The following is a 17,157-nucleotide window of genomic DNA, read 5'->3' on the forward strand; positions in this document are numbered from 1 at the left end:
GGCGAGCCCTTGGAGTGCGCCGACCTGACCCCGGTCGTAGCGGAACTCGGCGTGGTGGTCGTCCTCGACGATGACGCCGTTCCGACGCACCGCCCAGTCGATCAGTGCCGGCCGCCGCTCGGGGGCGAGCACGACCCCGGTCGGCCACTGGTGCGCGGGGGTGACGACGACCGCGCGGGCGTCGGTGGCGGCCAGGGCGTCGACATCGATACCGCGGTCGTCCACCGGCACCGGGACCGCCGACATGCCCGCCCATGCGGCGGCGGAGCGGATGGCCGCGGGGGAGCCCGGGTCCTCGAAGGCCACCGCGCGTATCCCCGAGCGGGCCAGCGCGTGCAGCGCCAGACCGAGACCCTGCGCGTACCCGGAGCAGACCAGGATCCGCTCGGGATCCGCCGCGCAGGCCCGCACCCGCCGCAGATAGCCGGCCAGGACATCCCGCAGCGCGGCGCTGCCCCAGGCGTCGCCGTAGGCGAGCGCCGAGCCGGGGGCGGCCCGGGCGGCCTCGCGCATGGCCCACAGCCAGTCGGTCATGGGGAAGGCGCGCAGGTCGGGCACGCCCCACTGGAAGTCCGCCAGCAGCCTCGGCGGCTCCTCGGCACGCTCCGCGCGCGGCTGCGGGTCCTGCGCGCCGGCGGCGACCCGGGTGCCGGAGCCCGCCCGGATCACCAGGTAGCCCTCGGCCTGCAACTGGGCATAGCACTCCTGCACCACGCCCCGGGACAGACCGAGTGCGCGCGCCAGGGCCCGGGAGGACGGCAGGAGTTCGCCGCTGCGCAGCCGACGGCTCCGGATCGCGTCCCGCACCTGCCGCTCCACCTGGGAGCGGAGCGGCTCGCGGCTGTCCCGGTCGATCGTCAGCAAGAGGTCCGGCGCGGCACCGGACCATTCCACAGACATGGAACTGGAGCTTAATGATGGGCAGTTCGACCCGTAGGTTCGCGGCATGACCTCCTCCGTGCATCGGCAGCGGGAGGCCGCCGGAGTCCGGCCGCGGCTGGTCACTCCCGCGCTCCTGCTGCGCTTCGTCACCGTCATCGGCTCGTCGGCGAGCTTCTTCCTGTTGCTGTCGGTCGCCCCCATGTACGCGCAGAGCGTGCCGGGCCGTGGCAGTGACGAGGCCGGTCTGGTCACCGGTTCCCTGATGCTGACCACGGTCGTCGGCGAGCTCGCCGCCCCCTGGCTGGTCGCCCGCTGCGGTTACCGTCTGACGCTCGGGGCGGGCCTGCTGCTGCTGGGCGCTCCGGCCCTGGTACTGACCGTTTCGTCGAGCATGGTGTGGATCGTGGCGGTGTGCCTCGTGCGCGGTCTCGGCTTCGCGCTCACGGTGGTCGCGGGCGGGGCGCTGACCGTGTCCCTGATCCCGCCCGAACGGCGCGGGGAGGGGCTGGCGTTGACGGGCATCGTGGCGGGCGTGCCCTCGCTCGTCGGGCTGCCGCTCGGCGCCTGGTTCGCCGCGCACACGGGGTACGGGCCGGTGTGCGTGGCGGCGGCCGTGTTCGCGCTGGCTGCCATCGTGGCCGTACCGGGGCTGCCCGACCGGGAGCCGGCGTCGGGTCCGTCCCTCGGGGTCCTCGCCGGGGCCCGTACCGCCGGGCTCGTCCGCCCCACAGCCGTCTTCGCGGTGGCCGCGCTGGGAGCGGGCATCGTCGTCACGTTCCTGCCGCTGGCCGTCCCGTCGCGGTACTCCGCCCTGGTCGCGGCGGCCCTGTTCGTTCAGCCCGCCGCCGCGACCGCGGCCCGCTGGTTCGCCGGCCGGCACAGTGACCGGCACGGGCCTGCCGGGCTGATCGTGCCGGCGCTGCTCGCTTCGGCGGTGGGGATACTCGTCACCGCCTTGGCGGACGTTCCCGTGGCGGTCGTGACCGGTGTGGCCGTGTTCGGGATCGGCTTCGGCGTCCTGCAGAACGCGACCATCACGCTCATGTACTCCCGGGTCCCGTCCTCCGGGTACGGCACGGTCAGTGCCCTGTGGAACTTCGCCTACGACGCGGGCATGGGCGTGGGAGCGACCGGGTTCGGGGTGGTGGCCGGTCTGACGGGCTACCCGTGGGCGTTCGTCCTGACCGCGGCGCTGATGCTGACCGCCCTGGGCCCGGCGTGGAGCGACCGCGCGGCGGCGCGCCGGGAGCGGTGAGCGACCGGGCGGTGAGCGACCGGGCGGTGAGCGACCGGGCGGTGAGCGACCGGTGCGCAGGCCGGCGCGGCCTGACGGCGAGTGCGAAACACGGCGTCGGGCGCCGCCTCCGACCGGGCGCGTGATCTCCCGCCTGCCGCCCGGGGGCCGAAGTCCCTGGACACCGCAGCACGGTGGGCTTGCGGACCGGCGGCCACGTCCTGACGACGCGCACCGATGCGGACCCTGCTCCTTCCGCGCCCATCCGGTCCCTCCCGAACTCCGAGCCCGTGACGAGCCGTCAGGGGCCTGGGCAGCCCGTGCCGTACGTCTTCCAAGCCGACCCCAGTGCCACCTCGATCGCGTTGCCTCCGACTCATTGTGCCGCGCCTCGCGCCCCTTTAGTGTTCGACTTTGCCTGAGTTTGTTTGATCCTGATTGCTCAGGCGATATGGAGGCCGCAGTGCACAGAAATCCGATCGGTTCAGAGGCTGCGAGACCCGGCCGCCGTCGATGGTGGAGGGCGGTCCTCGCAACAACCGCGACCATCGCCCTGTCCACGGGCATGACCGCGCCCGCCACGGCAGGAGACGCCGACGGGCAGGCACCCGCCGCCGCGCCCGCGGCCGGTCCGGGGGCGCACACGGTGAGTCTCGACGGCTACTCCTTCCTCGTCGACGGCAAGCGCACCTACCTGTGGTCCGGCGAGTTCCACTACTTCCGGCTCCCGAGTCCGGACCTGTGGCGCGACATCTTCCAGAAGATGAAGGCCGCCGGGTTCAACGCCACTTCCCTGTACTTCGACTGGGGATACCACTCGACGAAGCCCGGTGTGTACGACTTCAGCGGGGTGCGCGACGTCGACAAGCTGCTCGACATGGCCCAGGAGGCCGGACTCTACGTGATCGCGCGCCCGGCGCCGTACATCAACGCGGAGGTCGACAGCGGCGGCCTGCCCGGCTGGATGACCACCAAGGCCGGACACAACCGCAGTGACGACCCGCAGTTCCTGAAGTACGCGGACGAGTGGCTGACGCAGATCGACCGGATCATCGCCCGCCACCAGCTGACCAACGGCACCGGGTCGGTCATCGCCTACCAGGTCGAGAACGAGTACTACAACGGCTCGGCCGCCGGCCGCTCCTACATGAAGCACCTGGAGGACAAGGCCCGCGCCGACGGCATCACCGTACCGCTGACCGGCAACAACAACGGCACCTTCAACTCCGGTACGGGCGCCCTTGACGTCGACGGCCCGGACTCCTACCCGCAGGGCTTCAACTGCTCGAACCCCGCGAAGTGGAACGGCGTCCCCGACATCAGCTACGACCACCCGGCCGGCAAACCGCTGTACTCGCCGGAGTTCCAGGGTGGCGCCTTCGACCCCTGGGGCGGGCCGGGCTACGACAAGTGCGCCCAACTGATCAACGACCAGTTCGCCAACGTGTTCTACAAGCAGAACATAGCCGTCGGCGCCACCGCGCAGAGCTTCTACATGACCTACGGCGGCACCAACTGGGGCTGGCTGGGCATGCCGGAGAACTACACGTCCTACGACTACGGCGCCGCGATCCGCGAGAACCGCCAACTGGACCCGAAGTACTACGAGGACAAGCTGATCGGGTACTTCACGCAGTCGGTCGCCCCGCTGACCAAGACCGAGGCGATCAAGGCGGCGCCGCCGGACGACTCCGCGGTCGTCGACACCGCCCGGATGAACCCCGACACCAAGACGCAGTTCCACGTCCTGCGGCACGGGAACTCCACGTCCACGGCGGTCGACAAGACCCACATCTCGCTGGACTTCAACGCCCAGCCGTCCCCGGACACCACCTACACCTGGGACGACCCCGACTCCGCGCTGCAGTACACCGGTTCGTGGTCGCACGTGGCCGACCAGAACTACACAGGCGGCGACTACAAGCACACCGAGTCGTTCTCCAACAAGGCCGGTGACTCGGTCACCGTCCCCTTCAACGGCACCGCGATCCGCTGGATCGGCTCGAAGACCGACAACCACGGCTACGCCGACGTCTACGTCGACGGCACCAAGGAGGCGACGGTCGACGACTCCGGCAGCGAGAACCAGGCGGTGGTCTTCCAGAAGACCGGCCTGACGCCCGGGGCGCACACCCTGAAGATCGTCGTCGACGGGAACCACAGCTCGGGATCGACGGACAACTACGTGTCCATCGACGCCATCGACGTGCCGACGGCCGCCACCGCGACGCCGACCTACCCGGTCGTGCCGCAGCAGCCCGGCACCGCGATCACGCTCGACGGGCGCGACTCCCACGTGATCGTGGCGAACTACCGGCTCGGGGACGCGCAGTTGCAGTACTCGACGTCGGAGATCATGACTGACGCGACCATCGACAACCGGGAGGTCGCCGTGCTCTACGGCGACCAGGGGAGCGACGGCGAGACCGTCCTTCGCTACTCCTCCAAGCCCACCGTGGTCACCAGCGACGGCACCGCCACGACCACCTGGGACCCGGCCACCGGCGACCTGCGGCTGAACTACATGCACAAGGGCCTGATCCGCATCAGCATCAGCGGCGGCGGAAAGCGCCCGTTGCTGCTGCTCATGGGCGACAAGGACACGGCAAAGACCTTCTGGCGTCAGGACACGGCGACCGGCCCGGTGCTCGTGCGCGGCACCCATCTGCTGCGGACGGCGACCAGCCTGGACGGCGGCCACACCCTGGCGCTCACCGGCGACAACGCCGATGACAAGAACATCGAGGTCTTCACCTCCGCGGACCACGTCACCTGGAACGGCCGCGCGTTGGACACCCGGGCCACCGACACGGGGAGCCTCACCGGGAAGATCCCGGTGGCTGCCCCGATACACCTGCCGACGCTGACGAACTGGAAGCACGCCGAGGAATCCCCCGAAGCGGCGCCCGGTTTCGACGACTCCAGCTGGCAGGTGGCCGACAGGACGACCACCAACAGCGTCTCCGGCGTCAACTCGCTGCCGGTGCTCTACGCGGACGACTACGGGTTCCACACCGGCAACACCTGGTACCGCGGCCGCTTCCGCGCCACCGGCAAGGAGAGCGGCATCCACCTGGTCTCCGACTCCGGCGGAAACGCGCAGGCGTTTTCCGCCTGGCTCAACGGCACCTTCCTGGGCAGCTCCACCACGGGCAGCGCCGACTTCACCTTCCCGGCCGGTTCGGTGAAGTCCAAGGGTGACAACGTCATCTCCGTGCTCACCGTGAACATGGGGCACGAGGAGGACTACAACTCGACCAACGGCAACAAGACCGCGCGCGGCCTGACCAGCGCCTCCCTCGTCGGGGCGCCGCTGACGACCGTGACCTGGCGGCTGCAGGGCGTCCGGGGTGGCGAGGACCTGCAGGACCCGGTGCGCGGCCCGCTGTCGACGGGCGGCCTGTACGGCGAGCGGGCCGGCTGGTCCCTGCCGGGCTACCCGGACGGCAGCTGGAACCGGGTGTCCCTGCCGACGACCGACACCCGTCCCGGGGTTTCCTGGTACCGCACCGACGTCAGCCTGGACATGCCGCACGGCCAGGACACCTCGCTCGGGCTGACGTTCACCGACGACCCGTCCCGCAAGTACCGTGCCACGATCTTCGTGAACGGCTGGCAGGTAGGAAACTACGTCAACTACCTCGGGCCGCAGCACACCTTCCCGGTGCCCAACGGGATCCTGAATCCGAATGGCCGGAACAGCATCGCCATCGCCGTGTGGAACCTGGACGGCAGCACCGGCGGGCTCGGCAAGGTCTCGCTCACCGACTACGGCAGCTTCGCCTCGTCCCTGCGCGTCGCGCAGAACGACAGCCCCCGCTACAACCCCCGGGCGTACGGGATGCCGAAACGCCCGGGAGCGGATGTCACCTTGGACGTGCCGAACACCGCTCAGTCGGGACAGGCCTTCACGGCCGAGGCGACGGTGCAGGTGCCGAAGGACCGACCGTCCGCGTCCCGACTGACGGCCGCGCTCTCCGCGCCCGACGGCTGGAGCGCGACTGCCACCAGCCCCATGTCGGTCGAGCGCCTGCAACCCGGCGGATCGGCCACCTTCACCTGGAAGGTCCAGCCGCCGGCCGGAAAGCTGCCCTCCGCCTCGGCACTCACCGCCACGGTGCACTACCGGCAGAACGGACGGCAGGCTGCCGGCGGTGACGAGCGCATCGTCGGCGGCATCCCGCCGGCTCCGCCGGCCGGGAAGGACGCCGTGAGCGACCTGCCGTTCCTGTCGTCCACCAACGGCTGGGGTCCGGTGGAGCGCGACAGCAGCGTCGGCGAACAGGCGGCCGGGGACGGCCGTCCGATCAGGATCGCCGGTGTCGGCTACCCGAAGGGCCTGGGCACCAACTCGGTCAGCGACGTCGAGGTGTACCTCGCGGGAAAGTGCACACGGCTGACGGCGGACGTCGGCGTCGACGACGAGACCGGTGGCGCGGGAACGGTGACGTTCTCCGTGATCGCCGACGGCAAGACCTTGGTCACCACGCCGACGATCCGCGGCAAGCAGGCCGCGGTGCCGATCGACGTCGACATCAGCGGCGCGCAGGTGGTCGACCTGAAGGTCGGTGACGCCGGCGACGGCAACGGCAACGACCACGGCGACTGGGCCATGCCGACGCTGACGTGCAGCTGAGGCGTGCGGTGAAAGTGCTGGTCACAGCTCCTCGCTCAGGGCTGTGACCAGCACGGTCGACTCCGGTGCGGCAAGCAGCCGGTCAGCGCGCAGAATTGTTTTGGTGGAAGTTCGCGTCGGGCTGGTAGGTGCTCGGCCCTTCGACCTGCTTCCGGACGGGGCCGGGGCGACGGTGGTGACCGAGATGCCGAAGTCGCCTTCCACAGCGGCCACTTGGACGCGGCCCGCGACCTGATCGACGGAACCACCTGGCTCGGCGGCAACCCCTACGCCGACTACGGCATTGCGCCGCGAACGACCGCTTGAGGCCATCGCCTGGAGCTCCGACGGGCACCGGATGCGGTCGCCTCTGCGGAGGCTGCAGACGCTGCGGGCCGGCTGCCCACTCGGGCCGCCCTCAGCGGTACCGCTGGAGCGGAGGCGACGGAGCCCGCCGGGGCCTCGTCACCTCTGCGCTGGTGGCCGGAGGGTCTCCGAACCGCGCCACTGGGCCGGTGCGGTGGCTCGGTGGTCCCCTGAGCCGTTCATGCCGCTGTGCTGTTCCGGGCACAGGCACTCGATCAGGTAGTCGCCGGTCTCCGGGTCGAGGGTCACCCCGTGGGTTTCGCTGCGGAACCCTGGGAACCGGCGGTCGAAGGACTCCAGCGCGGTGAGGTAGCGCAGCAGCGGGCCGTCCTCGGCGCCGAGGCTCTCACCTGGCATCAGCACAGGGATGCCAGGCGGGGTGACGGTGACCATGGCGGCCGCCACCCGGCCCGGTGCGTCGGCCAGCCGCACGCGCTCCGTGCCGCCGCGGATCAGGCGCTGGTAGCACAGCTGCGGAGGGGCGACCGGCTCCGGCAACTGCTGGAAAGCGGTGTCCAGCAGCTCGACCAGGCGGGCCGAGCGCAGATGGCCGTGCATCTCCTGGCACAGCTCGCGCAGGGTTCGGCCGGAGTAGCGCCTCGGATACTGGGCGATCAGTGCGGGCAGGACGCGGTCGAGCGGGGCGTCACCGTCATAGAGGGCCTTGAAGTCCATGAGGGCGTCCAGTAGCGTGCCCCATTTGCCCTTGGTGATGCCCATGGAGAACAGCACCAGCGCGGTGTAGCTGTCGGTCTTCTCCACCACGATGTTCCGGGTGGCCAGATACGCGGTGAGCACCCGGGCCGGGATGCCCCAGTCGGCCATGTCGCCGGTGGCGTCGATCCCCGGACAGGTCAGGGTGACCTTGATCGGGTCGAGCATGCAGTAGCCCTCGGTGAGCCCGGGAAAGCCGTGCCAAGAGGCTCCGGGCTCCAGGTGCCAGCAGGACGGCTCGGTGCGCAGCAGGTCGGCCGGTGCCTCGTCGAACAGCAGCCGCTCGCCGCCGGCCGGGTCGGACACCGTGTCCGGCTGCCACACGCCGAAGAACCAGGGCGGACGGTCCCCGGCGGCCTCGATGCGCCTGTGGATGCGCACGATCTCCTGGCGGAACCGAACAGCCTCGGTCACCGCCTCGTCGACCAGCCAGCGCCCCTGCGGCCCGTCCATCATCGCGGTGGCCACGTCCAGCGAGGCGATCATCGGATACAGCGGCGAGGTCGTGCCGTGCATCATCAGCGCCTCGTTGAACCGGTCGTGCTCCACCGGTGCCCTGGGCGAGGGCCTGACGTGGACCATGGCGCCCTGCGACAGCGCGGCCAGCAGCTTGTGGGTGGACTGAGTGGCGAAGACGGTGGGCCGTCCGGGGCCGGGGAAGGTCTCCGGCCCGACCGACATGCCGTAACGGCCGGCGTAGAGAGGGTGGAAGCGCGCATGGGCGAACCACGCCTCGTCGAAGTGGAGCCTGGGCGTCGTGTCGGCGAACGCCCGTGCCACCGCGACGGCGTCGTAACACAGGCCGTCGTAGGTCGAGTTGGTGAAGACGGCGTACGCCACGTCGGGGGAGAGGGCACCTCGTACGAGCGGGTTGGCCCCCATCCGCGCCGCCACCCTGACCGCCTCGATCTCCGCCGGGGGCAGCGGCCCGGCCAGGCCATAGCCGTTGCGTGTGGGAATCAAGTACACCGGACGTGCCCCGGAGACGACCAGGCCGTGCAGGACCGACTTGTGGCAGTTGCGGTCCACCAGAGCGATCTCGTCACGCGTGACGCTGAAGTGGCCTACCAGCCGGTTGCAGGTGGAGTCGCCGTGCAGGACGAAGTACGTGAGGTCGGCGCCGAAGACCCGGGCGGCGTTGCGCTCCGCCTCGCCGATCGGCCCGGTGTGCTCGAACAACGAGCCGAGCTCTTCGACCGAGATCGACAGATCGCTGCGCAGCAGTCGCTCTCCGAAGTAGTCGTGGAAGGCGCGGCCCACGGGCGACTTGAGGAAGGCGACGCCTCCGGAGTGGGCCGGAGTGTGCCAGGAGTACTCGTGCGCGTCGTCGAAACGGCGCAGCGCCTTGAAGAACGGCGGCAGGACGGCCTCCTGGTATGCGCGGGCAGCGGTGGTGATCCGGCCCGCGATGAAAGCCGCTGTGTCCTCCAGCGGCCACACATAGCCCACCACCGACTCCGACACCCACAGCGGCAGTTCCTGTACGCCCTCGTCCGCCATGACCAGGAACACCGGCAGGTCCTGGAACCTGCTGCCGAGCCGGCGCAGGACCGCCGCACCGGCCGGCTCGCCGTCCGCGCCGCGGCCCGGCGGAAGGTCCCACGCCACCAGCGCCGCGGCCAGACCGGCCTCGGTACGCAGTACCGCCTCGGCGTCGGCGGCGCTGACCGTCCAACGGACCCCGAACCCTCCGGACTCGATCGCCTCACAGATCTTCACGAGCTGCTCGGCCTCGGCGCCCTCGTCCTGCGGATGCGCCCCCACCGCGATCAGGACCTTGCTGCTGTCGGCCATGCCGCCCCCCTCCCCGGTGGCGGGTGCCACCTCGGCCAGTGTTGGCACGACCACTCCGGAGCGGTGCACACCGAAGGGGCAAACCACCCTGACGACGGAAAGGCGCTCCCCAGGCGTTGACCCCGGCGTCCCCGTCATCAGCAAACTTGCGAAGTGGTTGCCGCACCTCGGCGCAGCACGGGCCGCCCAGCAACCGCTGTGCCCGCGACCGTCTTCCTGCCCGCCACCGCCCCCAGGTGAAGGTCACCAAGCTCCGCTCCTACGGCGCCGACGTACGACTGACCGGAACCGAGTACGCCGACGCCCGGGCCGCCTGCGAGGACTGCGCAGCCACCACCGGCGCCCCGGCCAGTGATCCCTGGCCCGCGCCCTCCCGACGCCTCCAACAGCTCACCCACTGTCGTCCACAGAGCCGTCCGGCGTTGACCGCTCTGCCTGCTATGAGGCGTCTGCGTCCCACAGGGCAGTGCTGCGCGCGTCGACGAGGGAGCGAATGCGGGTGAGGGCGCCGTCAGCGAGTTGGGGGTCGAGACGGCGTCCGTCGCGCAGGCGCAGCGCGATACGGTCCTCGGCGGCTTCCTTGGGGCCGATCACGCCTTGGTAGGGGACGAGACGGGCCTCGCGGATGCGTGCGCCGAGGCTGCCGCGTTCCGGGCCGATGACCTCGGCCCGCAGTCCCAGGTCGAGGCTGCGTCGGGCGAGGGCTTCGGTTCCGGGCAGTTCGGCCTCGGAGACGGGCAGGAGGACCAGCTGGGTAGGGGCGAGCCAGGCGGGGAAGGCGCCGCCGTGCTGCTCGGTGAGGTGGGCGACGGCCCGTTCGACGCTGCCGATGATGCTGCGGTGGATCATCACCGGCCGGTGCCTCGCGCCGTCCGCGCCGATGTAGTGCAGGTCGAACTGGTCGGGTTGGTGGAAGTCGACCTGCACGGTGGACAGGGTGGACTCCCGGCCGGCGCCGTCGGCGACCTGAACGTCGATCTTGGGCCCGTAGAACGCGGCTTCCCCCTCCTCGGCCTCGTAGGGCAGGCCGGAGCGGTCCAGGACCTCGGTCAGCAAAGTGGTGGCCCGTTTCCACAGTTCCGGCGCGGCGACGTACTTGCGTCCGCGGCCCGGAAGGGAGAGCCGGTAACGGGCCGGGGTGATGCCCATCGCCTGGTACGCCCCCCGGATCATCTCCAAAGCGCCCTGCGCTTCGTCGGGGACCTGGTCGAGGGTGCAGAAGACGTGCGCGTCGTTGAGCTGGATGGCCCTCACTCGGGTCAGCCCGCCGAGGACGCCCGACAGCTCGGAGCGGTACATGCCGCCCAGCTCGGCCATACGCAGCGGCAGTTCCCGGTAGCTGTGGGAGCGGGAGCGGTAGATCACCGCGTGGTGCGGGCACAGGCTCGGTCGCAGTACGACCTGCTCACCACCCAGGTCCATCGGTGGGAACATGTCGTCGCTGTAGTGCGCCCAGTGGCCGGAGATCTCGTACAGCTCCCGCTTGCCGAGGACCGGTGAGTACACGTGCCGGTAGCCCGCCCGCTGCTCTTCGCCGCGGATGTACTCCTCCAGGGTGTGCCGCACGGTCGCACCATCGGGCAGCCAGTACGGCAGCCCGGCGCCGATCAGCGGGTCGGTGTCGAAAAGGCCGAGTTCGCGGCCGAGCTTGCGGTGGTCGTACATGGCGGTCTCCTCGCGGACAGCGGGCGAGTGACCGCAAGCCGAAGCCCCGGGGCACTCGCCCCGGGGCTCGGACTTAGGACATCAGTCAGCGCGCCGGGACACTCTCCGGCGTCGTCGTCACAGTGGCGCGCATCATGTGAGCGAGCGTAGCAGAGGCGGTTCCGCGTGCGCGGGCTATTTCTCCTCGGGGCATCCGGGCATCCGGGCATCCGGGGCGCGCAAGGCCGGCAGGCCACTCGCCGACTCGGGCAGGAGTGGGGGCGGAGCGGGAGCGTGGGACGTCGTAGGAATGAGCAACCGATGCCCGAGAGCCAGTCCACCGATGCGCAGGTGGCCGATCTGCTCAGGTCGGCACCGGCGGGGATCAGACCGAAGCGATGCTGATGGCAGGCGGTGTCTGCCGGGATCGTGCGGCATGACGGCGGCCATGCGTTCGGTGTCGTTCGGTGTCAGAGGGTTCGGGCCGCAGCCGCGTCGCGGAGGAGTCCGGCGAAGGTCAGCGCGGCGGGGGTGAGCGAGTGGTCGGCCATGCGAACCAGGAGGATGCGGCGGACGGGGGCCGGCGGCTGCAGGGGCAGGACGTTGACGCCGGGTCGGATGCCCTCCAGGGCCAGGGTGGGGGCGAGGGCGACGCCGATGCCGGCGGCGACCATGGCCTGGGCTTCCTGGTAGTCGTGGGCCTCGTAGGCGATGTGGGGCTCGAAGTCGACGGCGCGGCAGCCGCGGACGAGGGCTTCGGCCACCGGGTGATGGTCGGCGCGGGTGATCCAGGGGTCGTCTGCGAAGTCGGCGAGTGAGGCGGCGTCACGGCCGGAGAGTGGATGGTGGTCGCTGACGAGAAGGGCCGGCGGGTCATCGAGCAGTGGGGTGACGACGATGTCCTCCCGGTCGATTCGGCTCCAGTCGTAGTCCCACATCAGCGACATTTCGATCTCCCGGTTCTCCAGCATGGTCCAGAGTCCGGCGATGCGGGCGCTGCGGACGGTCAGCCGTACGTCGGGGTGGGCGTCCCGGAAGGCGATCACGGCCTGCGGGAGGAGCGAGGCGCCGACGGTGGGGAAGGTGCCGATGCGCAGGGTGCCCGCGCGCAGCCCGGCGTAGTCGGCGAGTTCGTTCTCCGCGGCCTGCAGTTCGCGTTCGATCCGTTGCCCCCGCTCCGCCAGCGCCCGTCCGGCGTCGGTGAGGGTGACGCCCCGGGCGTGGCGTTCCAGCAGGGGCTGGCCTGCCTCCGTCTCCAGGCGGCTGATCTGCTGCGATACCGCTGACGGTGTGTAGTTGAGGGCGCGGGCCGTCGCGGTCACCGAGCCGCGCCGGGCGACCTCCGTGAACAACAGGATGCGCCGGACGTCGAGCATGCCGCTACCTCCACCGTTCACTTCATCTTAATAGCCATGCAGATTTCCGAGATTGTACTTCACGCTGCCGTAACCCACCGTGGAGGACACCACGCACGGCGAGACCGTCGGTGGACTTCCCCTTCCACGTCTGTGAGGAGTCAGTTGTGCTGCGTCTGCAGGGCGAGATGATCCGCGGAGGAACCAGCAAGTGCTGGATCTTCGACCACCGCGACGTGGTCGCCACGGGCGTGGATGTCGATGCCCTGCTGCTCGCCGCCTTCAACGCCGCCGACCCCCGGCAGATCGACGGCGTGGGCGGCGCTTCCTCCACCACCTCCAAGGCCGCCGTGGTCCAGGCGTCGACCCAACCCGGTGTGGATGTCGAGTACGCCTTCGCGCAGGTGGGTATCGGCGACGAGCGCGTGGAGTGGGCCAGCAACTGCGGCAACTGCGCCACCGCCGTGGCCCTCTACGCCGTCCACCACGATCTCGTTCCGATCGCGTCGGACACCACCACGGTCCGCATGCTCAACGTCAACACCGGGGCCCGCCTCACCGGCACGATCCCCACCCCCGCGGGCGTGGCCCCGGAGGAGGGCACGGCCGTGGTGCCGGGTACCTCGGCGCCGGGCGTGCCGGTCCTGCTCGGGTTTCAGGACCCGGCGGGCTCGACGACCGGCCGCGCACTGCCGACCGGCCGGGCACTGGACGAGCTGACCGGCCCCGACGGCCCCGTCGAGGCATCCCTGGTGGACGCCGGCGCGCCGGCCGCGCTGTTCGAGGCCAAGGCGTTCGGCCTCGACGGCACCGAGTCCCTCACCGCGTTCGCCACCGCAGTGCCCGCGCTGACACTGCTGCGCCGCCAGGCAGCGCTGGCCATGGGCCTGGCCCGCGAGGGCGATCCGGTCAGCCACGCGGTGCCGAAGGTGGGCATCGTCGCCCGGCCCGCCCCCTATCGCACCACACAGGGCTTGCTCGTCAACCAGGACGAGTACGACCTGGCCGTGCGCATGGTCTCCATGCACGCCCCGCACCCGGCGATCGGCCTGACCTCCGCCGTGGCCCTGGCCACGGCCGCCGTCACCCCTGGCACCCTCGCCCACCGCGTCGCCCGGCAGACCGCCGACGGCACGCTGCGCCTGGGCACCCCCGCCGGCGTGATCACCACCCGAGCCGTTCCCGCACCGGACGGCGCGTCCCCCACGGTGCTCCTGCACCGCGCCGCCCGGCGTATCGCCCGAGCCGAACTCCTCGTTCCCGTCCTGGAAGGACGCCCCGCATGAGCCGCAACGACGCCGCCCCGGGTACCGTCACCGCACCACCTGGCCGCATCCGCCGGATGCTGTCCCACCTCTACATCCAGTGCCTGATCGCCGTCCTCCTCGGCGCCGCCCTGGGCGGGCTGTGGCCGTCCGTCGGCGCCGACCTCAAGCCGCTCGGCGACGGCTTCATCGCGCTGGTGAAGATGTTCATCGCGCCGGTCATCTTCTGCACGGTCGTCCACGGCATCGCCTCCATGGGCAACGCGCGCGCGGTCGGCCGCGTGAGCCTTAAGGCTCTGGTCTACTTCGAGGTGCTGACCACCGTGGCCATGGTGATCGGCCTCGTCGTCGTCAACGTCGTCAAGCCGGGCAGCGGTCTGCACATCGACTTCTCCAGCCTGTCCGCCAAGGGCCTGCCGCCGGAGGCGACCACGGCCCACGAGGGCTTCGCCGAGTTCGTCCTCGCCATCATCCCGGCCACCCTGGTCAGCGCCCTGACCGGCAACGAGATCCTGCCGGTGTTGCTGGTGTCCGTGCTGTTCGGCTTCGGGCTGCGCGCCGGCGGAGAGGCCGGCCTGAGCCTCGCCCGGGGCGTCGAGAAGTTCTCCACGGTCCTGTTCACGCTCATCCGCTGGATCATGCGGCTCGCCCCCATCGGCGCGTTCGGCTCGATGGCCTTCACCATCGGCAACTACGGCCTGGGCACCCTGCGCCACCTGTCCCTGCTGGTCGGCTCGTTCTGGCTGACCGCCCTCTTCTTCGTCCTGGTCGTCCTCGGGACCGTGATGCGCCTGAACGGACTGCGGCTGCTGCCCTTCCTGCGCTACATCAAGGAAGAACTGCTGATCGTCCTGGGCACCTCCTCCACCGAACCCGTCCTGCCGCGCATGATGGCGAAGCTGCAGCACGTGGGCGCCTCGAAACCGGTCGTCGGCATCACGCTGCCCGCCGGGTACTCCTTCAACCTCGACGGCACCGCCATCTACCTGACCATGGGCTCGGTCTTCCTCGCCCAGGCCCTGGGCATCGACCTCAGCCTCACCCAGCAGTTGGCCATGCTCGCCGTCATGCTGCTCACCTCCAAGGGCGCCGCAGGCGTCACCGGCTCCGGCTTCATCGCCCTGGCCGCCACCCTCAGCGCCGTCCCACACGTCCCGGTCGCCGCCCTCTCGCTGATCTTCGGCATCGACCGGTTCATGTCCGAAGCCCGCGCCCTGACCAGCCTGGTCGGCAACGGCGTCGCCACCCTGGCCGTCGCCCGGTGGGAGGGCGAGCTGGACGAGGACCGCGCCAAGGCCGTCCTGCGCGGGGAGATCCCCTACGCCCCCACCCCCGCTCCCTCCGCAGTGACAGCCGAGCCCGATCCGAAGCAGACGCCCGCACCCGAGGCGAGGCCAGAACCAACCCGCGACCCGGTCCCGGCCGCAAGCTGATATCGCGTGGCGGGCCGGTCCGGAGCAGATGCTCCGAGCCGGCCCGCCCACGTCTCAACAGAACGTCGCACTCGCCGTCCGGGCTGACCAGGAACGTCTGGCCCCCGGTACGCCCCAGTCTTCCGACCGCTGATCAAGTCCGGCGAACGCCGCGAAGAACTCCCGCGTCGTCTGCCGTTTCGGTGATCGGGACGCGCGGCTTCCCCGGCGTGAGCGAGGCACCGCTCGTCCGCTCCGGGCCGGAGGTGCGTCAGGCGGCCAGCGATGCGGAACCGGACCTTCATGGACTGATCACGGCCCGCAGGGTCGAACTGCGACTGCAGGGAGAGAAGTTGAGCCGGCAACTGCAATAGGCGCGCGACGAACTCGAGGAACTCACCGTCGCCGAGCGGGTCGCGCGTCGGCCGGCCGAGCAGCCGCACGCCGAAACGAGGGCGACGCCTGGGGTGCCGGCCGGGTCACGGGCCACGGGGTGCTGCTGGTGCCGCAGCGGGAGCGCGGAGCTCCGCGCGCCAGGCGGCCGGTCGGCCGGCGCCGCGGCGAGATCCCTCCACGCGTCCTTGACCGCCGGAGCACTTGTACGCGTGGGACGGTGGGGTAGCGGTGCCGGACCGCGGCCGCGAGTACCTTGCGCGGGCCCGCGACAACGTCCGCTCCGGGACCGTTCTACCGCCCTGCATCGGTCTCGAAGTGCAGGGAGATCGACTGCAGGACGTCCGCCGCAGAGACGTCAGTGCGCCCGCCGTCGTGGACCTCGGCGAGTTGCACAAACGCGAGCGCGAATGCTGACGCGATCTGAACGATCGCCGGCCCGAGTTTCTCGCTCACGGCAGTCGCGACCTCATGGGCGCTCGCATCGGCGCGCAGCTCGATGCGTGGCAGCATCTCTTCGAGCAATGCCGAGACCGTCTCGCTCTGTGTCATGTCACCGTCGCGGTTCTCGCGGGCTTGCCGTCGCATCTCCAGCGCCTCGGTCAGGATGCCGACGACCCGCTGCATGATGTCTCGCTGCTCCATACGGGCACGGTACGCCGTGGAGCCGTCGGAAGTGTGCTTGCCCGGGCCGGGGTGTTCCGCCCCGAGCGCTTCGAGGCGGTGAAAGCCCGCTGCGGAGTGGATTGCGCGGGCGGCAGCCAGAGGCCGGCAATGAGGGGCGGTGCCAGTCGGGTGGCTGGGCCGCTGCGGCCGACACCCGCAAGAGTGAACCATCGGCGGCGCCGATCCTGCTCGGAAGCGGGTGAGCGGGGGTCTCAGGGACACTCGCGATGCGGACGGCACCATGGCAGTGGCAGGCACGCCGACAGAGTTGTTCACGTCGGGCAACGAGCATGCGGGCCACGGTTCGTCACGCGGCCACAGCAGTGGTCCGCCGATCGAACTATCCCAGCAGCCCGGCTCTGCGCGCTCGGGATGGAGTATGACCGCGTCGCGCGCGTAGGGCGCGAGTTCGGGAAGCACGGCGAGTATCGCTTCGGTGGTCGGTCTGGGGGTGCGGGTCATCATGCCTTCAGGTCAGCTGGTCGTGGATTGCTCGCAGCGTATGGGTCCGCTGTGACAGTCGCTCCCCGTCGTGGATCATGCGCTGGGCCACAGCCGGATCGCGGCAGCCGTGAGGGTGTCGTGAACGACGTACGCCCTGCTGCCCCCCGCCGGCGAGGTGTGTCGTTGCAGCGTGGATGGGCCCGGGTGCCGCTGCCGTAGGCGTGAAGCGCCTCACCCACGGCTTCCGCGACGCCGCCGGGAAGCGCTTGTCCGCGGAGGACTCGATCGAGCCGCCTCCGGTGCCGCGCCCCGCCGTCGACCGACATCGGATACCAGGATGTAGTTGACGATTGAACAAGATAGTTTAATATTC

8 protein-coding genes and 2 pseudogenes are annotated in these 17,157 nt (G+C 70.6%); 5 read left to right on the top strand and 5 right to left on the bottom strand.

All coding sequences use genetic code 11. The features are described 5' to 3' along the window. On the bottom strand, window positions 1-900 hold a 900-nt coding region (locus tag ACFYZJ_RS10440; protein ID WP_388565234.1), incomplete at its 3' end, for a PLP-dependent aminotransferase family protein. Window positions 901-946: 46 nt separating this feature from the next. On the opposite strand from ACFYZJ_RS10440, the gene ACFYZJ_RS10445 reads away from it, so the two are divergent. Then, the gene (locus ACFYZJ_RS10445) at window positions 947-2,137 is read left to right on the top strand and encodes an MFS transporter (protein WP_388565236.1); all 1,191 of its coding nucleotides are present in this window, start codon (window positions 947-949) and stop codon (window positions 2,135-2,137) included. A 544-nt stretch (window positions 2,138-2,681) separates the two neighbouring features. Beyond that, complete coding sequence (locus ACFYZJ_RS10450; protein WP_388565239.1) at window positions 2,682-6,752, top strand: beta-galactosidase; 4,071 nt, start codon at window positions 2,682-2,684, stop codon at window positions 6,750-6,752. Between the two features lie 444 nt (window positions 6,753-7,196). Here the strand turns inward: ACFYZJ_RS10450 and ACFYZJ_RS10455 are convergent, their stop codons facing one another. Then, window positions 7,197-9,605 (bottom strand): Orn/Lys/Arg decarboxylase N-terminal domain-containing protein, encoded by a 2,409-nt coding sequence (locus ACFYZJ_RS10455; protein WP_388565241.1) that lies wholly within the window; start codon window positions 9,603-9,605, stop codon window positions 7,197-7,199. 198 nt (window positions 9,606-9,803) lie between these two features. Here ACFYZJ_RS10455 and ACFYZJ_RS10460 point away from each other — a divergent pair. Beyond that, window positions 9,804-9,976: pseudogene (locus tag ACFYZJ_RS10460) on the top strand (threonine/serine dehydratase); the annotation flags it as partial. 67 nt (window positions 9,977-10,043) lie between these two features. Here the strand turns inward: ACFYZJ_RS10460 and thrS are convergent. Together thrS and ACFYZJ_RS10470 are read right to left on the bottom strand one after the other, a co-directional pair. After that, window positions 10,044-11,276, bottom strand: a pseudogene (thrS, locus tag ACFYZJ_RS10465) (threonine--tRNA ligase); the annotation flags it as partial. Between the two features lie 443 nt (window positions 11,277-11,719). After that, window positions 11,720-12,625 carry a LysR family transcriptional regulator gene (locus ACFYZJ_RS10470; RefSeq protein WP_388565244.1) on the bottom strand — a complete coding sequence of 302 codons (906 nt, stop codon included), beginning with the start codon at window positions 12,623-12,625 and terminating at the stop codon, window positions 11,720-11,722. Between the two features lie 146 nt (window positions 12,626-12,771). On the opposite strand from ACFYZJ_RS10470, the gene ACFYZJ_RS10475 reads away from it, so the two are divergent. Continuing rightward, on the top strand, window positions 12,772-13,890 hold the full coding sequence (locus ACFYZJ_RS10475; protein WP_388565247.1) for a PrpF domain-containing protein: 1,119 nt from the start codon (window positions 12,772-12,774) through the stop codon (window positions 13,888-13,890). Beyond that, entirely contained in the window at window positions 13,887-15,302 is a 1,416-nt protein-coding gene (gene dctA / locus ACFYZJ_RS10480) for a C4-dicarboxylate transporter DctA (RefSeq protein WP_388565250.1), read from the top strand. Before ACFYZJ_RS10475 ends, dctA begins: the two co-directional genes overlap by 4 nt. Before the next feature lie 666 nt (window positions 15,303-15,968). Here dctA and ACFYZJ_RS10485 read toward each other — a convergent pair. Then, window positions 15,969-16,319, bottom strand: coding sequence for a hypothetical protein (locus ACFYZJ_RS10485; protein ID WP_388565252.1), 351 nt, complete (start codon window positions 16,317-16,319; stop codon window positions 15,969-15,971). Between the last annotated feature and the right edge of the window lie 838 nt (window positions 16,320-17,157).

Source organism: Streptomyces sp. NPDC001848, from assembly GCF_042891915.1.
GTDB lineage: Bacteria > Actinomycetota > Actinomycetes > Streptomycetales > Streptomycetaceae > Streptomyces.